The organism is Simiaoa sunii (assembly GCF_014337175.1).
In the GTDB taxonomy this organism is placed as follows: Bacteria; Bacillota; Clostridia; order Lachnospirales; family Lachnospiraceae; genus Acetatifactor; species Acetatifactor intestinalis.
In genome coordinates this window covers 2263540-2281929 of record NZ_CP060633.1, presented here as the reverse complement: position 1 = coordinate 2281929, position 18390 = coordinate 2263540, and the positions used below count along the sequence as shown (strand labels likewise).

Annotated in this window: 18 protein-coding genes; 14 read left to right on the top strand and 4 right to left on the bottom strand. The window is 46.6% G+C overall.

The window, feature by feature from the left end; all coding sequences use genetic code 11:
- Positions 1-229 precede the first annotated feature (229 nt).
- The 3 genes from H9Q77_RS10470 (at position 230) to H9Q77_RS10460 (ending at position 2839) form a co-directional block, all read left to right on the top strand.
- Entirely contained in the window at positions 230-1516 is a 1287-nt protein-coding gene (locus H9Q77_RS10470; RefSeq protein WP_249325476.1) for an aminotransferase class I/II-fold pyridoxal phosphate-dependent enzyme, read from the top strand.
- A gap of 37 nt (positions 1517-1553) precedes the next feature.
- Entirely contained in the window at positions 1554-2096 is a 543-nt protein-coding gene (locus H9Q77_RS10465) for an NUDIX hydrolase (RefSeq protein WP_249325474.1), read from the top strand.
- Between the two features lie 143 nt (positions 2097-2239).
- The gene (locus H9Q77_RS10460) at positions 2240-2839 is read left to right on the top strand and encodes a stage II sporulation protein M (RefSeq protein WP_249325472.1); all 600 of its coding nucleotides are present in this window, start codon (positions 2240-2242) and stop codon (positions 2837-2839) included.
- Positions 2840-2852: 13 nt separating this feature from the next.
- On the opposite strand, the gene H9Q77_RS10455 is transcribed toward H9Q77_RS10460, so the two are convergent.
- Positions 2853-3881, bottom strand: coding sequence for a 3-deoxy-7-phosphoheptulonate synthase (locus tag H9Q77_RS10455; RefSeq protein WP_022155183.1), 1029 nt, complete (start codon positions 3879-3881; stop codon positions 2853-2855).
- Between the two features lie 246 nt (positions 3882-4127).
- On the opposite strand from H9Q77_RS10455, the gene H9Q77_RS10450 reads away from it, so the two are divergent.
- Both H9Q77_RS10450 and glf read left to right on the top strand, forming a co-directional pair.
- Positions 4128-5675 (top strand): Na+/H+ antiporter NhaC family protein, encoded by a 1548-nt coding sequence (locus H9Q77_RS10450; protein WP_249325470.1) that lies wholly within the window; start codon positions 4128-4130, stop codon positions 5673-5675.
- 72 nt (positions 5676-5747) lie between these two features.
- Positions 5748-6863, top strand: coding sequence for a UDP-galactopyranose mutase (glf, locus tag H9Q77_RS10445; RefSeq protein ID WP_249325469.1), 1116 nt, complete (start codon positions 5748-5750; stop codon positions 6861-6863).
- A gap of 82 nt (positions 6864-6945) precedes the next feature.
- On the opposite strand, the gene H9Q77_RS10440 is transcribed toward glf, so the two are convergent.
- Both H9Q77_RS10440 and H9Q77_RS10435 read right to left on the bottom strand, forming a co-directional pair.
- Complete coding sequence (locus tag H9Q77_RS10440) at positions 6946-7629, bottom strand: phosphatase PAP2 family protein (RefSeq protein WP_249325467.1); 684 nt, start codon at positions 7627-7629, stop codon at positions 6946-6948.
- A 122-nt stretch (positions 7630-7751) separates the two neighbouring features.
- Positions 7752-8720: a diacylglycerol/lipid kinase family protein gene (locus H9Q77_RS10435; protein ID WP_249325466.1), complete on the bottom strand. Its 969-nt coding sequence runs from the start codon at positions 8718-8720 to the stop codon at positions 7752-7754.
- 161 nt (positions 8721-8881) lie between these two features.
- On the opposite strand from H9Q77_RS10435, the gene glyA reads away from it, so the two are divergent.
- From glyA to H9Q77_RS10415, 4 genes are all read left to right on the top strand, one after another.
- Positions 8882-10120: a serine hydroxymethyltransferase gene (glyA, locus tag H9Q77_RS10430; protein ID WP_118693479.1), complete on the top strand. Its 1239-nt coding sequence runs from the start codon at positions 8882-8884 to the stop codon at positions 10118-10120.
- Between the two features lie 178 nt (positions 10121-10298).
- Entirely contained in the window at positions 10299-10742 is a 444-nt protein-coding gene (locus H9Q77_RS10425) for an ACT domain-containing protein (protein ID WP_022155177.1), read from the top strand.
- Positions 10743-10778: 36 nt separating this feature from the next.
- Positions 10779-11990, top strand: coding sequence for a homoserine dehydrogenase (locus H9Q77_RS10420; protein ID WP_249325464.1), 1212 nt, complete (start codon positions 10779-10781; stop codon positions 11988-11990).
- A 54-nt stretch (positions 11991-12044) separates the two neighbouring features.
- A complete protein-coding gene (locus H9Q77_RS10415) occupies positions 12045-13364 on the top strand; it encodes an aspartate kinase (protein WP_249325463.1) in 1320 nt (439 codons plus the stop codon).
- Positions 13365-13407: 43 nt separating this feature from the next.
- On the opposite strand, the gene H9Q77_RS10410 is transcribed toward H9Q77_RS10415, so the two are convergent.
- Positions 13408-13959 carry a TetR/AcrR family transcriptional regulator C-terminal domain-containing protein gene (locus H9Q77_RS10410; protein ID WP_118547355.1) on the bottom strand — a complete coding sequence of 184 codons (552 nt, stop codon included), beginning with the start codon at positions 13957-13959 and terminating at the stop codon, positions 13408-13410.
- Positions 13960-14173: 214 nt separating this feature from the next.
- Between H9Q77_RS10410 and H9Q77_RS10405 the strand changes: the two genes are divergently transcribed.
- The 5 genes from H9Q77_RS10405 to H9Q77_RS10385 all read left to right on the top strand — a co-directional run bounded on the left by H9Q77_RS10405 (position 14174) and on the right by H9Q77_RS10385 (position 18311).
- On the top strand, positions 14174-14749 hold the full coding sequence (locus H9Q77_RS10405; RefSeq protein ID WP_118547354.1) for a manganese efflux pump MntP: 576 nt from the start codon (positions 14174-14176) through the stop codon (positions 14747-14749).
- A 44-nt stretch (positions 14750-14793) separates the two neighbouring features.
- Positions 14794-16173 (top strand): radical SAM protein, encoded by a 1380-nt coding sequence (locus H9Q77_RS10400; protein ID WP_249325461.1) that lies wholly within the window; start codon positions 14794-14796, stop codon positions 16171-16173.
- Between the two features lie 154 nt (positions 16174-16327).
- A complete protein-coding gene (locus tag H9Q77_RS10395; RefSeq protein WP_249325460.1) occupies positions 16328-16720 on the top strand; it encodes a hypothetical protein in 393 nt (130 codons plus the stop codon).
- A 66-nt stretch (positions 16721-16786) separates the two neighbouring features.
- Entirely contained in the window at positions 16787-17644 is an 858-nt protein-coding gene (locus tag H9Q77_RS10390; RefSeq protein WP_249325459.1) for a DUF5685 family protein, read from the top strand.
- Entirely contained in the window at positions 17634-18311 is a 678-nt protein-coding gene (locus tag H9Q77_RS10385; RefSeq protein WP_118693476.1) for a DnaJ domain-containing protein, read from the top strand. Before H9Q77_RS10390 ends, H9Q77_RS10385 begins: the two co-directional genes overlap by 11 nt.
- The last annotated feature ends 79 nt before the right edge of the window (positions 18312-18390 follow it).

The window sequence follows — 18390 nt, the reverse complement described above, 5'->3', positions numbered from 1 at the left end:
GAAATGACAATTTCATAAGATGTAAGAGGTAGCCGTTGTATGGAGACATACAACGGCTGTTTTAATGAAAATTTATGGATAAACGGGTGTAAAAAAGTGAAAGTTACCTATTGTGTTATATGTCATCTTATAGTATGATATTCGGAGTGTATGATTGTATACGATTATCCAACATCCACAGAAGAAGGCGTATTCCCAACGAGGAAAGACGAGAAAGGTATGGTAAGAAATGAAAGCATATCAGGAATTAACCAAGGAAGAACTTTTAACACTGAAGGCAGAGCTTAACGCTGCATATGAAGATGCAAAAGGCAAAGGCCTGAAACTGGATATGTCCAGAGGAAAACCTGCAGTCAATCAGCTGGATATGACAATGGATTTTCTGGATGTTGTGAATTCTCAGAGCGCTATGAAGGCTGAGGATGGAATGGATGTGAGAAACTACGGAGGTTTGGATGGCATTCCTGAGGCAAAGAAGCTGATGGCGGATATTCTGGAGGTAAAACCAGAGAACGTGATCGTATGCGGTAATGCCAGTCTGACCATCATGTATGATACGGTATCCCGTGCCATGACCCATGGCATTTTGGGAAATACCCCCTGGTGTAAACTGGATCATGTAAAGTTTTTGTGCCCTGTTCCCGGATATGACAGACATTTTGGAATTACAGAGCATTTCGGAATTGAAATGATCAATGTACCCATGACTCCCGAAGGACCGGATATGGACCTGGTAGAGAAGCTGGTCAGCGAAGATCCCGCCATCAAAGGCATTTGGTGCGTACCGAAGTACTCCAATCCTCAGGGATATTCTTATTCCGATGAGACCGTAAGACGCTTCGCAGCGCTTACGCCGGCGGCACCGGATTTCCGTATTTTTTGGGATAATGCTTATGCAATTCATCATTTATATGATGACAGACAGGATCAGCTGTTAGAGATTCTCTCCGAATGTGAGAAGGCAGGACATCCGGATATGGTATTCGAGTTCTGCTCTACCTCTAAGGTAAGCTTTGCAGGTTCCGGTATTGCGGCTATCGCATCTTCTAAGGCCAATCTGGATGATATGAGAAAGTCCATGACAATTCAGACGATTGGATACGATAAGATCAATCAGTTACGTCATGTACGCTATTTTAAGGATATTAACGGTATTCGTGAACATATGAAGAAGCATGCGGCAATCATGCGTCCAAAATTTGAGGCAGTATTGAAGGTTTTGGATGAGGAACTGGGTGGACTTGGTATCGGCAGTTGGACAAAACCCAACGGTGGATATTTTATCTCCTTTGATGCGATGGATGGTTGTGCCAAGGCTATTGTGGCAAAATGTAAGGAAGCAGGTGTGACTTTGACGGGGGCAGGCGCTACTTTCCCTTATAAGAAGGATCCCAAAGATTCCAATATCCGTATCGCACCTTCCTTCCCGACACCGGAAGAGATGGCAATGGCAACGGATCTGTTCGTACTGTGTGTCAAGATGGTAAGTGTGGACAAATTACTGGAGAACAAATAACAGATTCGAGGATAAATAAAAGAAGGAATAACGGGTCATGGAAGAATTCAGGCGTATCAAACGGGAACTGGTGGCAAAAGGTGCGATCATTGATTATTATCAGGACACCATGCAGATTCCCAACGGTAACATTGCAAAATGGGATCTGATCGATCATAAAGGCGCAGCAGCCGTGGTTGCAGTAAGAGAAGACGGTAAACTTCTCATGGTGCGACAGTATCGTAATGCGCTGGAGCGGGAGACTCTGGAGATTCCGGCCGGCGGACTGAATGGTAGAGAAGAACCTACGGATCAGGCAGCCATGCGGGAATTGCAGGAAGAGACCGGCTATCATACCGATCATGTGGAACTGCTGACTTCCATCTATACCACAGTAGCTTTCTGTAATGAGAAAATCGACATCTATCTGGCGTTAGACCTGAAAGAAAGAGGGAGCCAGCATCTGGATGAAGATGAATTTATCAATGTAGAGGCATATTCCGTAGAGGAATTAAAACAAATGATCTATGACTGTAAGATTCAGGATGCCAAGACGATTTGCGGCATTCTGACATATGCATCGAAATACTTAAGTAAATAGTCATTACGTTGAGGTAGGCAATCCGCTCCATGGATAGAATCTGTGTGGCGGATTGCTTTTTAGTTGTTACGGTTCAGGAATGATTCCCTGTGTTGTCCGCATATATTAACATAACATTGCGTGGCGTAGAAATGGGAATTTTCATGAAATGGGATAAGTCTATCGTACCGGTGGGAAAGCTGCCGCTTCGTTTTCTGTTTGTGATCGGATTCGCAGTGGGGTTTCTGATCGTATATTGGGGAAAAGGCACTTTCCTGAAGAATATGGGAATGCTGGATGAGGATACTTTGTATCATATGAAATACATGGCCGTGGACAACAAGGTTCTCTTCTGGTACGTCCTGTGTAAAAGAGGCAAAGATTTCATCGCACTGGTTCTCATGGCCACGACGTACCTGGGGTTGTTATTCTGTGGTGGGATGACAGTAAAATATGGCTTTTCCCTTGGATTATTCTTAGGTACTGCGACCTGCCGTTATGGAATCAAGGGGATTTTATTATGTATTGTTGGAATTTTTCCTCACTATCTGTGTTATGTACCTGCAATGGTGATGCTGCTTCAGTGGTGCGAGGATATTTACAGAAGTATTTATTTTTATCATAATATCACCGGGCAGGGAAAAAAGTCCCTGCCCGGTAAACTGGGAAAACCGGTGCTCATTTTGGGAGTACTGGTTCTCGGATGTGTGTTGGAAGCGTTTGTGAATCCTGTGTTATTCAAAGGCTTCCTGCAATTTTTTTAAAAAAGGGTTCGTCTTATTCGTACTCTGCGATATCGTAGATCAGACGCTCTGTATCGTCCCAACCCAGGCAGGGATCTGTGATGGACTTACCGTAACAGCCGGCACCCACCTTCTGGTTACCTTCTTCGATATAACTCTCGATCATAACGCCCTTGACCAGCTGATGGAGATCGGAACTCAGCTTGCGGCTGTGCATGACTTCTTTGGTGATTCGGATCTGTTCTTTGAACTGCTTGTTGGAGTTGGAATGGTTCGCATCGATCACGCAGGCAGGATTCTTCAGATCCATTTTTTCATACATATCCCACAGACGGATCAGATCTTCATAATGGTAGTTGGGAATGTTGGCACCATGCTTGTTGGTAGCACCACGTAACACGGTGTGAGCCAGATCATTTCCATGGGTATTTACTTCCCAGCCGGTATAAATAAAGGAATGGGGATGCTGTGCTGCATATACGGAATTCAGCATTACAGAGAAATCTCCGCTGGTTGGATTCTTCATACCTGCCGCTACATCAAAACCGCTGACGGTCAGACGGTGCTGCTGATCCTCTACGGAACGGGCGCCGATTGCCACATAGGAGAGGATGTCGGATACATAACCCCAGTTCTCAGGGTATAACATTTCATCTGCCGCAGTCAGCCCTGTCTCCTGGATCGCACGGATGTGCATTTTACGCATGGCCATCAGTCCTGCCAGAAAATCAGGCTTCTTCTCGGGATCGGGCTGGCTAGTGATACCTTTGTAGCCTTCACCGGTAGTGCGGGGTTTGTTGGTGTAGATTCTGGGGATCAGGATCAGCTTATCCTTCACCTGTTCGTTAACTCTTGCAAGGCGGTTTACATAATCGCAAACGGAATCCTCATTGTCAGCAGAGCAGGGTCCGATGATCACCAGAAATTTATTACTCTTACCGGTGAGGACATCTCGGATCTCGGCGTCTCTTTCTTCTTTGATCTTGACTAATTCTGCCGGAAGAGGCAGCTCCTTACGTATTTCCGCAGGAGTGGGAAGTTTTTTGATGAATTCGAAACTCATAGTATTCCATCGTGCGCTGGGCACGTCCTTTCTGCTAAATTTCTTTGCCTATTATAGAACAGAATCCCCGCAGATGCAAGAAAATTTAGCGATTTAAAGCGAAAAAGAGTAAAAATGATAAATAAGCTATCGTGTTAATGCGTTAATTTGCAAAATTTTATTGACAGGACAAAAGGTTTGCCATAAAGTTAGAGATAGTGAAATAATTGCAGAAACTGCGAAAAAACTACGAGAGAGGGCAAAATTATGTACGGAACAATTTGGGCATTACTACCGCCGGTGGTAGCAATTGTACTGGCACTGATCACAAAGGAAGTATATTCATCACTGTTTATCGGTATCGTCACGGGAGCGCTGATCTATACCGGATTTTCACCCATCGCGACGCTGGACACAGTGATCAACGAAGGATTCATCAATTCCGTTGCGGATGCATGGAACATCGGTATCTTCATGTTCCTGATCCTGCTGGGAACCATGGTGGCATTGATGAATAAGGCAGGAGGCTCTGCGGCCTTCGGTGAATGGGCGAAAAAGCATGTAAAGACCAGAGCGGGAGCACTGCTTGCCACCTTTTTATTAGGTGTTCTGATCTTCGTGGATGACTATTTCAACTGTCTGACCGTAGGATCCGTTATGATGCCGGTCACAGATGGACACAAGATCTCCCGTGCAAAGCTTGCATATATCATTGATGCCACGGCAGCACCCATCTGTATGATCGCACCGATCTCTTCCTGGGCAGCAGCAGTATCAGGCATGGTGGACGAGGGTGTGTATTCCGGTATCGAACTGTTCGTAAGAGCGATCCCCTATAACTATTATTCGCTGTTAACCATTGTATTTGTCGTCGGAATGGCACTGATGGGATTCGATTACGGTCCTATGGCTAAGCATGAGCGTAATGCCAGAGAAAAGGGTGACCTGTTCACTGAGGGAGAACGCGTGACCAATGCGGACAATGCACCGAAGGGTTCTGAGAGAGGAAAAGTATATGATCTGTTGATCCCTGTGATCGTACTAATCATCTGCTGTATCGTTGGTATGATCTATGTCGGCGGATTTTTCGAAGGTGTGGGATTCATCGATGCCTTCAGTGCTACCGATGCTTCTGTAGGACTTCCCTGGGGATCTCTGATCGCGTTGCTGTTTGCTATCGTATATTATATGTGTAGAAGACTGGTATCCTTTAAGGAGGCCATGAATTGTCTGACCCAGGGCTTTATCGCTATGGTACCTGCCATGCTGATCTTGACCTTTGCCGTTACCCTGAAGACCATGACCGGACTGTTAGGTGCGGATGTTTATGTGGCAGGTCTGATGCAGGGCGCATCTACGGGACTGACCAATATGCTTCCCGCGATCATCTTCCTGGTAGCGTGCTTCTTAGCTTTTGCTTCCGGTACCAGCTGGGGAACCTTCGGTATCCTGATCCCTATTGTAACCGGCGTATTTACCGATCCTGCTACCGGAGCCATCGTACCCGGAGCCGAGCATCTGATCATCATCGGTGTGTCTGCATGTCTGGCAGGCGCTGTTATGGGTGACCATTGTTCTCCCATCTCCGATACCACGATCATGGCTTCTGCAGGAGCACAGTGTAATCATATCAACCATGTGTCCACTCAGGTACCTTACGTACTGACTGTGGCAGCAATCTCTTTTGTGACCTATATTATTGCCGGATTTGTACAGAATGTGGTGATCTGTCTGGTGATCGGTATTCTGCTGACACTGGCGACACTGCTTGTACTGAAGCGTGTCTTTGGACAGAAGACTGCTACGCAGCAGTAACGCAAAACGGGAATCATATTAGTACAGAAATGTGTCTAAATGTGTCTGTGGGAAAGGAAACATATAGAAGCTATGAAATACGATTATCTGGTCGTCGGTTCCGGCCTGTACGGAGCGGTGTTCGCGAGAGAAGCGGCTGACAGAGGGAAAAAGGTTCTGGTGATCGACAAGCGTCCCAATGTGGCGGGTAATATTTACACGGAAAAAGTGGAAGGGATCCATGTCCACAAATACGGTGCGCATATTTTTCATACCAATGATACGAAGGTGTGGAAGTATATTACGAGATTCGCAGAGTTCAACCGGTTCACCAATTCCCCGGTGGCAAACTATCGTGGAGAACTGTATTCCCTGCCCTTTAACATGTATACGTTTAATAAAATGTGGGGTGTGGTAACGCCTGAGGAAGCAGCGGCGAAGATCGAAGAACAGAAAAAAGAAGCATGTATCACGGAGCCGAAGAACTTAGAAGAGCAGGCAATTTCCCTGGTGGGAAGAGACATTTTTGAAAAGCTGATCAAGGGTTATACAGAGAAGCAGTGGGGACGTGATTGTAAGGATCTTCCGGCATTTATCATCAAGCGACTTCCGGTTCGACTGACCTTTGATAATAATTACTTCAACGCTCTGTATCAGGGCATTCCCATCGGCGGTTACACGCAGCTGGTGGAGCATTTGTTAGAAGGTATAGAAGTACGTCTGGATACAGATTATCTGGAGCAGAAGGAGGAACTGGACAGACTGGCGGAAACAGTCGTCTATACCGGTCCCATCGATGCGTATTTCGGATATTCACTGGGAGCATTGGAATATCGATCTGTAAGATTCGAGACAGAGGTGCTGGATATTCCGAACTTCCAGGGCAATGCGGCAGTGAACTACACAGACCGTGAGACTCCCTGGACCCGGATCATTGAACATAAATGGTTCGAGTTCGGCAAGGACGAACAGGGACTGGATCTCCCGAAGACGGTCATCAGCAGAGAGTACAGCTCCGAGTGGAAACCGGGAGATGAACCTTATTATCCGGTAAATGATGAGAAAAACGGTGCTCTGTATGCAGAGTATAAGAAGCTGGCAGATGCCGAGCAGAATGTGATCTTCGGAGGAAGACTGGCGGAATACCGTTATTATGATATGGATGCAGTCATTGCATCGGCACTGCAGAAAAGTGAAGAAGTACTGTGATCATTCAGACCACGGTGGTGAGCATACCTGGTGTGACTCATAAAAAAATGCAACGGTGAAAACGCCGTTGCATTTTTGTTATCTAACCAATCTGTGGTTTTGCTTTTCTCTTGTTGCGGAACTCTCTGACTGCGATCAGCAGGTCATAACGATATACCAGGGTGTACATCACAGCCGCCATAACGAAAGCGGTGAGCACATCGAAGACGGAGTGCTGTTTGATGAACATGGTCGCCATGATGATCGAAGAAGCCAAAATCAGGGATCCGATGCGGATGCCCTTTTTCTTCTCGAAGCATTTACTGCGGATGATCGCAAAATGTGCACCCAGGGAATTATATACATGAATGCTGGGCCATAGGTTGGTAGGTGTGTCTGTCCGGTACAGAGCGGCTACCATGCGGGTGAAGATATTGTCTCTGGGCATTACTGCGGGACGAAGGTGCTGTCCGTTGGGCCACAGAGTGGATACGATCAGGAAGATCGTCATGCCTGTAAAAAGGAAAATACAGGTGCGGTAGTAATCCTCTTTATTTTTGAAGAAAAAGTAGATGACCACTGCCGATACATAGGCAAACCATAAAAAGTAAGGAATGACGAACACCTCACAGAAAGGGATGTAATCATCCGCCGCCATATGTATGATCCGGTAGTGTCCGGTGGTGTTCTTCTCCAGCCAGGCGAACCATGTCATATAAATAATGGCATATATAATAAGTGGAACGGCATGTTTATATTTTAAATAGAAGATCTTAAGCTTTTCCATAAAAACCTCATTTCTCTACCAAACCTATGCTTCAAAATTAATTTTAGTATAATCACAAGAAGAAAAAAATCAAGTTCTTTTTGGAATACTTAAGCATTCTTAAGAAAATCTTTAGAGTGTGTTTATTTCACTTCGGGAGTGATCATGCGAATGGCGCCGGGAAGACATTCCACCCGGAATCCACAGCTTTTCCTGGTTACTTCGCCGTCCGTATGTACCCATAGGGGAGCGGAGGCAGTGATAGACATCTGTGTGGTTGTGTAAGCATCGATCCCCTTTACGAAATAGTGTTTACCGAAAAAAGCGGTGGGAAGAGCCAGCAGGACCAGTACTTTGGAAATATTGCCGACGCAGCACAGATCCAATATGCCGTCATTATCCGTGGCGGGAGGACAGAACATGAATCCGCCGCCTTCATAGCGATGACTCATACAGGTTACAAACAAAAAGCGGGGGAGCTGAAATGCGGTCTGCTTTCCGTTTACTGCGTTTTCGGTGGTCAGGGTACAGGAGACCTTGCGTGCGGTGATCAGCTGCTTTAAGGCGATTCCTAAATACGTCAGCTTGCCAAGACCGATCCGGTTCATGGTATCCTTGATGGGGGAATGCATGGCTTCTGCACAGACAGCTGCGTCAAAGCCGATTCCACAGCTGACAGCGAACAGCCGGGATTCTTCCGGCTGATCCTTATCGAGATAAGTAAGTCTTCCTAAGTCCATGACTCTGGGAGCAACATTCCGAAGGATCAGATCCAGGGCTGCTTTCGGCTCTTTGGGGATGCCGAGATCCCTGGCCAGATCGTTGCTGGAGCCGGTGGGAATGTAACCCAGGATTACTTTGGAGGGATCAGCGATTCCCTGCAGGGCTTCGTTCACCGTGCCATCTCCACCCAGGACAATGAGCTTTAAATCAGGATCGTCTTTATATTCTGCGGTGATCTGTGCAGCCAGATGCTTTACTTCTCCGGCTTTTTTGGAAAAATAGGTCTGATATACGGCATCGCTTTTTTTCAGAGCAGGTTCGATCTGTTCAGACCAGATCTTCGCACCTCTGCCGGAGCGGGAGGCTGGATTGATAATAATATGATACATGAGGATACCTCATCTTTCGTAAGAATGTAACTAAAGTTTATTCTAACACACTCAGGGGCTTCTGCCAACATTGTTCATTTTCCATCTTTGCAATTAAAAAGTTCTATGCTATACTAAACCATAAGTTTAGCGAATTAACGTAACATAAGGAGGAATGAGGCATGTATTCATTGGATGAAGTAAAAAAAGTTGATCCCGAGGTGGCACAGGCCATTATCGACGAGGAGAATCGTCAGAACAGTCATATTGAACTGATCGCTTCCGAGAACTGGGTAAGCAAGGCAGTCATGGCGGCTATGGGCAGTCCCTTGACCAATAAATATGCGGAAGGTTATCCCGGCAAGAGATATTACGGCGGATGTGAGTGCGTGGATGTCATCGAAAATCTGGCAATCGAGCGTGCCAAGAAGCTGTTCGGCTGTGATTATGCTAATGTACAGCCCCATTCCGGAGCACAGGCGAATATGGCAGTGCAGTTTGCCGTACTGAAACCGGGTGATACGATCATGGGCATGAACCTGGATCACGGCGGACATCTGACCCATGGTTCACCGGTAAATATGTCCGGTAAATATTTCCATGTAGTACCTTACGGTGTGGATGACAACGGATTCTTAGATTACGACAGAATGAGAGAACTGGCACTGGAATGCAAGCCTAAGATGATCATTGCCGGTGCTTCTGCGTATGCCAGAACCATTGATTTCAAGAAATTCCGTGAAGTGGCAGACGAAGTGGGTGCCGTACTGATGGTGGATATGGCACATATCGCAGGACTGGTGGCAGCAGGTCTTCATCCGAGCCCTATTCCTTATGCAGATGTAGTAACCACCACCACACACAAGACCCTGCGCGGACCCAGAGGCGGTATGATCCTGTGTAACAAGGAAGCAAATGAAAAGTTCAACTTTAACAAGGCCATCTTCCCCGGCACCCAGGGCGGCCCGCTGATGCATGTGATCGCTGCCAAGGCAGTCTGCTTTGAGGAAGCATTAAGTGATGACTTTAAAGTATATCAGCAGAATATCATTGACAATGCCCAGGCACTGTGCAAGGGTCTGATGAGCCGTGATATCAAGATCGTATCCGGCGGCACCGATAATCATTTAATGTTAGTGGATCTGACTCCTTACGGTCTGACCGGTAAGGCAGTGGAGAAGCTGTTGGATGCAGCGCATATCACTGCTAACAAGAATACCATCCCCAACGATCCCCAGTCTCCGTTTGTGACCAGCGGTATCCGCCTGGGAACCCCCGCGGTTACTTCCAGAGGTCTGAACACCGAGGACATGGATCAGGTGGCAGAAGCTATTGCCCTGGTCATCAAGGGCGGCGAAGAGCAGGTTCCTGCAGCCAGAGCCATCATTCAGAAATTAACAGACAAATATCCTTTGATCTAAAGCTTGGAGGAGTATAAGAAAAGAGCCGAAAGGCTCTTTTCTTATACTCAGAAATGTATTAAAAAGGCCTGAAAAAGATAAAAATGGGGGTTGCCTTTCATACTTTACTGTGCTAGAATATCCCTCAGTGAAAAACAAGTGTCCGTACTACAGATACGAACTGCAGAGAGGATAACATATGGGAGAAGCGACCAAGTATTTCGTGGTGAAGCAGAAGGCGATCCCCGAGGTGCTGTTAAAGGTAGTGGAAGCAAAGCGGCTTCTTGAGTCAGAGAAGGTTCTGACCATACAGGAAGCGGTTGATGCAGTTGGCATCAGCCGCAGTTCTTTTTATAAGTACAAGGATGATATCTTTCCGTTCCATGACAATTCTCAGGGAACGACCATCACGTTGACTTTCCAGATGGATGACGAACCGGGAATTCTGTCGGATGTGCTGAAGATCATCGCAGAGTACCGTGCGAATATCCTGACGATCCATCAGAGTATTCCCATCAACGGAATCGCATCTCTGACACTGAGTATACAGGTACTGCAGACTACGGGAGATATCTCCCGGATGATCGAACAGCTGGAGGGGCAGACCAGTGTGCATCATGTGAAAATACTGGCAAAAGAATAATGTCGGAACGAAAAAGATAAAAGTGAGGAGAATATTATGATCAATGTTGCGGTATTGGGCTACGGCACCGTCGGTAGCGGTGTGGTAGAAGTTATCGAGAAAAATAAGGACATGGTAAATAAAAAGTCCGCACAGGAACTGGAAGTGAAATACATTCTGGATCTGAGAGATTTCCCCGGAGACCCTTATGAGAATAAGGTCATTCATGATTTCAATACGATCTTACAGGATGACAGCGTAACCATCATCTGTGAGACCATGGGTGGTGTCGGAGCTGCTTACCAGTTCACGAAGCAGGCACTGGAACTGGGTAAGAGTGTCTGCACCTCCAACAAGGAGCTGGTAGCAAAGCATGGTCCCGAACTGTTGCAGATCGCCAGAGAGCATAACTGCAACTACTTATTCGAGGCAAGTGTGGGCGGCGGTATTCCCATTATCCGTCCGCTGAACTACTCCCTGACCGCAGAGAAGATCGAGGCTGTCAATGGTATCTTAAACGGTACCACGAACTATATCCTGAGCAAAATGGAAAAAGAAGGCGCGGATTTCGATACCGTTCTGAAGGAAGCACAGGACAAAGGCTATGCGGAGCGCAATCCGGAAGCAGATGTGGAAGGTCATGATGCCTGCCGTAAGATCGCGATTCTGTCTTCTCTGATGTTTGGTAAAAACGTGGATTCCGAGAAAGTCCCTACTGAGGGTATTACGAAGATCACCGCAGCGGATTTTGAATATGCCAATGCTGCAGAGTATACCATCAAGCTGTTGGGCAGAAGCCGTGCGATTGACGATGACACAGCGGAAGTTATGGTGGCACCGTTCATGCTTCCCAAGGACCATCCCCTGGCCATGGTATACGGAGTGTTCAATGCGGTATTTGTCACCGGCAATATGCTGGGAGATTCCATGTACTACGGACGGGGCGCAGGCAAGCTTCCCACCGCCAGTGCAGTGGTATCGGATGTCATCGACTGTGCAAGACATCAGGGCAAGGTGATCATGTGCTTCTGGGACAAAGAGGAAGTAAAGCTGGTAGATACACGTGAGTCCGTAAGAAGCTTTTTTATCAGAGCAAAGGCCGGAGCGGAAGGCGCGGTAGAGGCAGCTTTCCCCGGAGGCAGAGAGTTGCATTTAGCAGACCGTAAGGAGGACTTCGGATACTTCACACAGCCCATGAAGGAGAGCGAGTTCCTGGCAAAATACGAAGCACTGGGTGAGCAGATGCTTGGCAGGATCCGCCTGGTGTAAAAAACAAGAATATTATAAAGAGTACTAAATATATATATTTGAGGAGAAAATGTTATGTCAAAAGTAGTGAAATTCGGTGGAAGCTCTCTGGCAAGTGCAGAGCAGTTCAAAAAGGTAGGAAATATCATCCGTGCGGATAAGGAGAGGAAATATGTGGTACCTTCCGCGCCGGGAAAAAGATTTTCCAATGATACCAAGGTGACGGATATGCTGTATGCCTGCTATGATCTGGCAGATCAGGGCAAGAGCTTCAAAGCAGAGCTGGATGCCATTAAGGCGCGTTACCAGGAGATTATAGATGGTTTACAGCTGGATCTGGATCTTAGTGAAGAGTTTAAGATCATTGAGAAGAATTTCAAGGCAAAATCCGGAAACAATTATGCAGCTTCCCGTGGCGAATATCTGAACGGTATCATCATGGCAAATTACTTAGGCTATGATTTCATTGATGCGGCAACCGTAATTTTCTTCGATGAAAACGGTGAGTTTGATGCAGCGAGGACCAACGAAGTACTTCGTGCCAGACTGGCAGAGAGCAAGGAAGCGGTAGTTCCCGGATTCTACGGTTCGATGCCTGACGGAGCGGTAAAGACCTTCTCCAGAGGCGGATCCGATATTACCGGTTCTATTGTGGCTAAGGCTGCCAAAGCGGATGTCTATGAGAATTGGACGGATGTGTCCGGTTTCCTGATCGCAGATCCCAGAATCATCGATCATCCCGAGGCTATTGAGACCATCACCTACCGCGAACTTCGCGAGCTGGCATATATGGGAGCTACCGTACTGCATGAGGATGCCATTTTCCCGGTACGCCAGGAGGGTATTCCCATCAATATCCGCAATACCAATGCGCCGGAAGACAACGGTACCTGGATCGTGGGAAGCACCTGCCAGAAGTCCAAATATGTCATCACCGGTATCGCCGGTAAAAAAGGCTTCTGCTCTGTGAATATTGAAAAAGATATGATGAACTCCGAGATCGGTTTCGGCAGAAAGGTACTGCAGGCGTTTGAGGAGAACGGAATCTCCTTTGAGCATGTTCCCTCCGGTATTGATACCATGACCGTATTCGTACATCAGGACGAATTCATGCACAAGGAGCAGAAAGTAGTGGCAGGCATCCACAGACTGGCAAATCCCGATATGATAGACATTGAATCGGATCTGGCGCTGATCGCCGTGGTAGGCCGTGGCATGAAGTCCACCCGCGGTACAGCAGGCAGAATCTTCTCCGCACTGGCACACAAAAATATCAATGTCAAGATGATCGACCAGGGATCCTCTGAGCTGAACATCATCATCGGTGTGGCAAATGATGATTTCGAAACCGCGATCAAGGCAATTTATGATATCTTTGTAATTACAAGACTATAATCGATAAGATATAAAAAAGGCAGGTCATTAAGACCTGTCTTTTTTATATCTCCGGATACTGGATCATGTCCAGGATCGGAGTCCGCATTATGTACTGATAAGCTTCGAAAATCTTCTCCGCAGGCACATTCTTGGGAGAAGAGAGCCAAAGCTTCAGGATCTCGATCAGTAATAGGGCATTATAATGCGCCAGCGACTGCGGAGTGATCAGATCGCAGGGCATTTTCTTCATGGGATGTCTGGAGAGAATACAGAAAAAAGTCTTTTCACAGTAATGGGCAAAAAATTCTCCGAAGCTGTTCTGACCTGTGATCTCAAAAAGTCTGCGGTAATATTCCTTATTTTTCTCAAAGCAGATAAACATCAGTTTAATAGCTTCCTGTTCCATGTCATTTTCAATCATGACTTCGACCTTGCTGCCGATATCCCGGTCGAACAAGAACTCGATCACTTCGTATTTATCCTGAAAATAATTATAGAAAGTCGGGCGGATCACATGAGCACCATCCGTGATCATTTTGATGGATATCTTCTGAAAAGGCACGGTAAGCACAAGTGTCCGAAAGCTGTCTGCCAATAATTCCTTTGTCTTCATCACATGACTCCTTTTTCCATAAAAAGAACCAAGATAGAAATATTATAAACAAAAAATTACCGTTTCTCAACCCAAAACGACACTTTCCGCAAAATGTCGCGGATTATTTACATTTATCGGAATAATGTAAAAGCAGGAAAAACTCTGTGCCGGGGTTGTATCTTACTATATGTCCGGAAATAGCATATCATAATCGCAGAAAGGAGATATATGGATGGCGTGGTATGAAATACTGATCGTATCGGTAGGACTTTCCCTGGATGTTCTTACCTATGCATTATATAAAGGTGCAATGCTTTCTAAACTGGATAAAAAACAGATCCTGAAAATGACTCTGTTGTTCACCGGCTGGCAGAGCGGAGCGATGCTATTAGGAAGCCTGATCTCGGAGATTCCCTATATAGCCATGAATTATCAGCGGACAGAGAGACTGTTCCGGGCAGCCTCCGCTGTTATTTTTTTCCTGATCGCGATCTGGCTGATCGTACGGTCATCCCGGATGCGGGATCCGGTAGAACGCAGGGAGGATGTATTTGCCTGGAAGCAGCTATGTGTCTGGGCCATGCTTACCAGTGTGGACTCTTTTCTGTCGGGAATCGGCATGGGATTTTTAGACACCGGAGTAACCGTACAGATCATACAGCTGGCAATCATGGCTGCGTTAGCCGTGGTTACCGGTATCTATGCTGGATACCGGATCGGATGTCACGGGAGAAGCCGTGTGCTGATCAGTGGTGCGATCATCTTCCTGTTGGCAGGGATCGATGTGCTGTTCCGCTATTACAGCTAGAAACAGGGATATTTATGTAAAAATACGAAAGAGAGGTAGATAATATGGCAGACGTAAAACACAAGGTAGAGAGAGCTGCTTTCGGTGCAGCGATCGACGGAATTTTAAAGTATGTGAACAAGGATGAAGAGGACAGGGAAAAAGCTTTCTTAAAGCTGGTGGATCTGTCCGAAAAATTTATGGGAAATACGTTTTCGAAGGAAAGCTACGATGCGGCGAGACGTATGATCCGGGAACCGGACAGCAAATGGATGCAGTATGTGAACCGCATCTTAAATGAAGTAGATCCCCACGTCATCAAAATGTCTGCACTGGACTATGGCTTTGAGGCTGCCTTCTGTGGCAAAAAAGAGATCAATGAGATGCGTGTCAAGCATCAGTGTAATATTCCCTGGCTGATCCTGATGGATCCCACCAGTGCCTGCAATCTGCATTGTACCGGATGCTGGGCAGCAGAATACGGCAACCGCCTGAACTTAAGCTTTGAAGATATGGACCGTATTGTTACCCAGGGTAAGGAGCTTGGCATTTATCTGTATTTCTTCACCGGTGGCGAACCTCTGGTGCGTAAGGACGATATCATCCGTTTATGTGAGAAGCATGATGACTGTGGCTTCCATGCATTTACCAACGGCACCCTGATCGATGAAAAATTCTGCCAGGATATGAAGCGTGTAGGCAATTTCTCCGTAGCTATCAGCCTGGAAGGCTTCAATGAAGTAAACGATCTGCGCCGTGGCAAGGGCGTGTTTGATAAGGTCATGCATGCCATGGATCTGATGAAGCAGTACGGTCTGATCTTCGGTACTTCTATCTGCTACACCAGCAAAAACTATAAGGTAGTCACCAGTGATGAATTCCTGGATATGATCATTGAAAAGGGTGCCAGATTCAGCTGGTACTTCCATTATATGCCGGTAGGAAATGAGGCATCCTGTGAACTGCTTCCGGATCCGGATCAGAGAGAGTATATGTATCACCGCATCCGTGAGATCCGTGCCATGAAGGGCGGTAAGCCCATCTTCGCCTTTGACTTCCAGAACGATGGTGAATATGTGGGCGGCTGTATCGCAGGCGGCAGAAACTACTGTCATATCAATCCCAATGGGGATGTGGAACCCTGTGTATTCATTCATTATTCCGGTGCCAATATCAAGGAGGTGGACCTGCTGACCGCACTAAAGCAGCCTCTGTTCATGGCGTACCGTGAGAACCAACCGTTTAACTGTAATCACTTAAAACCCTGCCCGATGCTGGAGAATCCGGAGATCTTACAGCGCATGGTACATGAAACAAAAGCTCATTCCACCGACTTGCAGTCACCGGAATCCGTGGAGCATCTGTGTGGGAAATGTGCGGAGTATGCAAAAAAATGGGACGTGCGTGCACGGGAGCTGTGGCAGAAGGATAGGAATAATAAATAATAGTTCTTTTACAAAAGTTTATATTTAGTTAATTGCTTTTTACTTTTCGGCAGACCATAATGTAGGTAATGTTCAGAGCCGGCTTCGCGAACGAGGCTCTGAAAGATTTGGATAATGTGTCCCCTGCATGGTGGCAGACGAAAGGTGGTACTTCATGAAAGAGAAGTTACAGCGTTTCATGTGGGGGCGTTATGGCAATGACCGCTTCAATCAGTTTTTGATGATTGTAGCTTTGGTCTGCCTGGCGCTCTCTTTTTTTGGTCTGAGAATATTTTATGTGTTGGCTCTTGCCCTGCTGGTCTATGTCTATTACCGGATGTTTTCCAGGAATATGAGCAAGAGAAGTGCGGAGAACCAATGGTATCTCAAAAAAGAAATGAAGGTGCGCAGCTGGTGGCAGCGCCGGAAGAAACTTTTTGCCGGACACAGGGATTATAAGATCTTTCAATGTCCGAAATGCGGACAGAAGCTCCGGGTGCCCAGACACAAAGGAAAGATTGCGATCCACTGCAGAAAATGCGGAGAGGAATTTATCCGCAAGACCTGACAGGACAGGCAGGATTACAAATGGAAAATAAGCAAAACCGGGAAATAAGAAAGGATGGTGAGTCAGATGTTCGGATATATTGTGGTCAATCAGTCGGAGATGAAATTCAAGGAGTATGATGTGTATCGATCCTATTACTGTGGATTATGCCAGAGCCTGAAGGAGCGCTATGGTGTGCTGGGGCAGCTTTCCCTGAATTATGATATGACTTTTATTCTGATGCTGCTCACCGGACTGTATGAACCGGAAGATGTCGTAGGACAGTGCAGATGTGTGGCACATCCTTTCGAAAAGCATCAGATCAGAAGAAATCTTTTTACCGATTATGTGGCGGACATGACGGTGTTGTTTGCCTGCTATAAGGCAGAGGATGACTGGGAGGATGAGCATAGTCTGAAAGGACTGGCATACAGTTATCTATTGGGGAAAAAGTGCCGGAAAAAGCCTTTGCTCTATGCGGATAAAGTGAGGAGCATCTCCCTGGCCATGCAGGATTTTGCGGATGCGGAGAAACAGGAAAATACGGACATCGATACCATGGCGGGACTGTTTGGAAAAGTCATGGCACAGATCGTATCCTGCCGCGAAGACGAGTGGAAGGATAATTTGGAGAGACTTGGATTTTTTCTGGGAAAGTTCATTTACCTCATGGACGCCTATGAAGATGTAGAGCAGGACATTAAGAAGGGGATTTATAATCCGCTAAAGAAACGATATGAAGAACCCGGATTTGAAGAAGAATGCAGACAGATCCTGACCATGATGATGTCTGAATGCTGTAAGGAATTTGAGCAGCTTCCTATTTTACAGAATGTGGATATTCTGCGGAATATTCTGTATTCCGGAGTATGGTGCCGCTATGAGATCGTACGGGAAAAACGGGAAAAAGACAGTGTAAACGAGGTAACAGGAAATGACTTATGATCCGTATAGTGTTCTGGGAGTGAGCAGAGATGCTTCCGAGGAAGAAATCAAAAAAGCATATAAGATCCTGAGCAGAAAATATCATCCCGATGCCAATATCAATAATCCCAACAAGGCTCAGGCGGAAGAAAAGTTCAAGGAGATTCAGGCGGCGTATCAGCAGATCATGAAGGAACGGACAGAAGGACAGGGTTATGGCGGATTCAGCCAGGGCTTTGGAGACTTCTGGCAGCAGGCAGGCTGGCAGCAGCAGACTTCCGGATATGAGGAAGAGACGAGACTGCGGGCAGCCGGTAATTATCTCAGAAACGGTTATTACAGAGAGGCCAGAAATACCCTGGACGGCATGGGAGAGCATGAGAAGACGGCCAGATGGTATTATTACAGCGCCATGGCCCATATGGGACTTGGTAACAATGTGGCAGCACTGGAGCATGCAGGTAAGGCAGTGGCACTGGAGCCTCAGAATATGGAATACCAGATGCTGCTGCAGAGACTTCAAAGCGGCGGACAATGGTATGAGAGCAGACAGGCAGCTTATGGCTATCCCAATGCGAGTGGGAATGACCTGTGCCTGAAAATCTGTCTGGCGAACGTGTTCTGCAATCTGTGCTGCGGTGGTGGCGGTCTGTGCTTCGGAGGGTATGGTGGAAGAGGATTGTTTTAAAAAAGGTACTTGCTTTTTCCGGGTTTCCTCACTATAATAAATATACAAGATGTAGATGCGAAATGAATTGCGAAACACA

Excerpts from the sequence above, each read along its gene's own strand:
- H9Q77_RS10470 (WP_249325476.1), top strand. The coding sequence starts at position 230 with ATGAAAGCATATCAGGAATTAACCAAGGAAGAACTTTTAACACTGAAG.
- H9Q77_RS10465 (WP_249325474.1), top strand. The coding sequence starts at position 1,554 with ATGGAAGAATTCAGGCGTATCAAACGGGAACTGGTGGCAAAAGGTGCG.
- H9Q77_RS10460 (WP_249325472.1), top strand. The coding sequence starts at position 2,240 with ATGAAATGGGATAAGTCTATCGTACCGGTGGGAAAGCTGCCGCTTCGT.
- H9Q77_RS10455 (WP_022155183.1), bottom strand. The coding sequence starts at position 3,881 with ATGAGTTTCGAATTCATCAAAAAACTTCCCACTCCTGCGGAAATACGT.
- H9Q77_RS10450 (WP_249325470.1), top strand. The coding sequence starts at position 4,128 with ATGTACGGAACAATTTGGGCATTACTACCGCCGGTGGTAGCAATTGTA.
- glf (WP_249325469.1), top strand. The coding sequence starts at position 5,748 with ATGAAATACGATTATCTGGTCGTCGGTTCCGGCCTGTACGGAGCGGTG.
- H9Q77_RS10440 (WP_249325467.1), bottom strand. The coding sequence starts at position 7,629 with ATGGAAAAGCTTAAGATCTTCTATTTAAAATATAAACATGCCGTTCCA.
- H9Q77_RS10435 (WP_249325466.1), bottom strand. The coding sequence starts at position 8,720 with ATGTATCATATTATTATCAATCCAGCCTCCCGCTCCGGCAGAGGTGCG.
- glyA (WP_118693479.1), top strand. The coding sequence starts at position 8,882 with ATGTATTCATTGGATGAAGTAAAAAAAGTTGATCCCGAGGTGGCACAG.
- H9Q77_RS10425 (WP_022155177.1), top strand. The coding sequence starts at position 10,299 with ATGGGAGAAGCGACCAAGTATTTCGTGGTGAAGCAGAAGGCGATCCCC.
- H9Q77_RS10420 (WP_249325464.1), top strand. The coding sequence starts at position 10,779 with ATGATCAATGTTGCGGTATTGGGCTACGGCACCGTCGGTAGCGGTGTG.
- H9Q77_RS10415 (WP_249325463.1), top strand. The coding sequence starts at position 12,045 with ATGTCAAAAGTAGTGAAATTCGGTGGAAGCTCTCTGGCAAGTGCAGAG.
- H9Q77_RS10410 (WP_118547355.1), bottom strand. The coding sequence starts at position 13,959 with ATGAAGACAAAGGAATTATTGGCAGACAGCTTTCGGACACTTGTGCTT.
- H9Q77_RS10405 (WP_118547354.1), top strand. The coding sequence starts at position 14,174 with ATGGCGTGGTATGAAATACTGATCGTATCGGTAGGACTTTCCCTGGAT.
- H9Q77_RS10400 (WP_249325461.1), top strand. The coding sequence starts at position 14,794 with ATGGCAGACGTAAAACACAAGGTAGAGAGAGCTGCTTTCGGTGCAGCG.
- H9Q77_RS10395 (WP_249325460.1), top strand. The coding sequence starts at position 16,328 with ATGAAAGAGAAGTTACAGCGTTTCATGTGGGGGCGTTATGGCAATGAC.
- H9Q77_RS10390 (WP_249325459.1), top strand. The coding sequence starts at position 16,787 with ATGTTCGGATATATTGTGGTCAATCAGTCGGAGATGAAATTCAAGGAG.
- H9Q77_RS10385 (WP_118693476.1), top strand. The coding sequence starts at position 17,634 with ATGACTTATGATCCGTATAGTGTTCTGGGAGTGAGCAGAGATGCTTCC.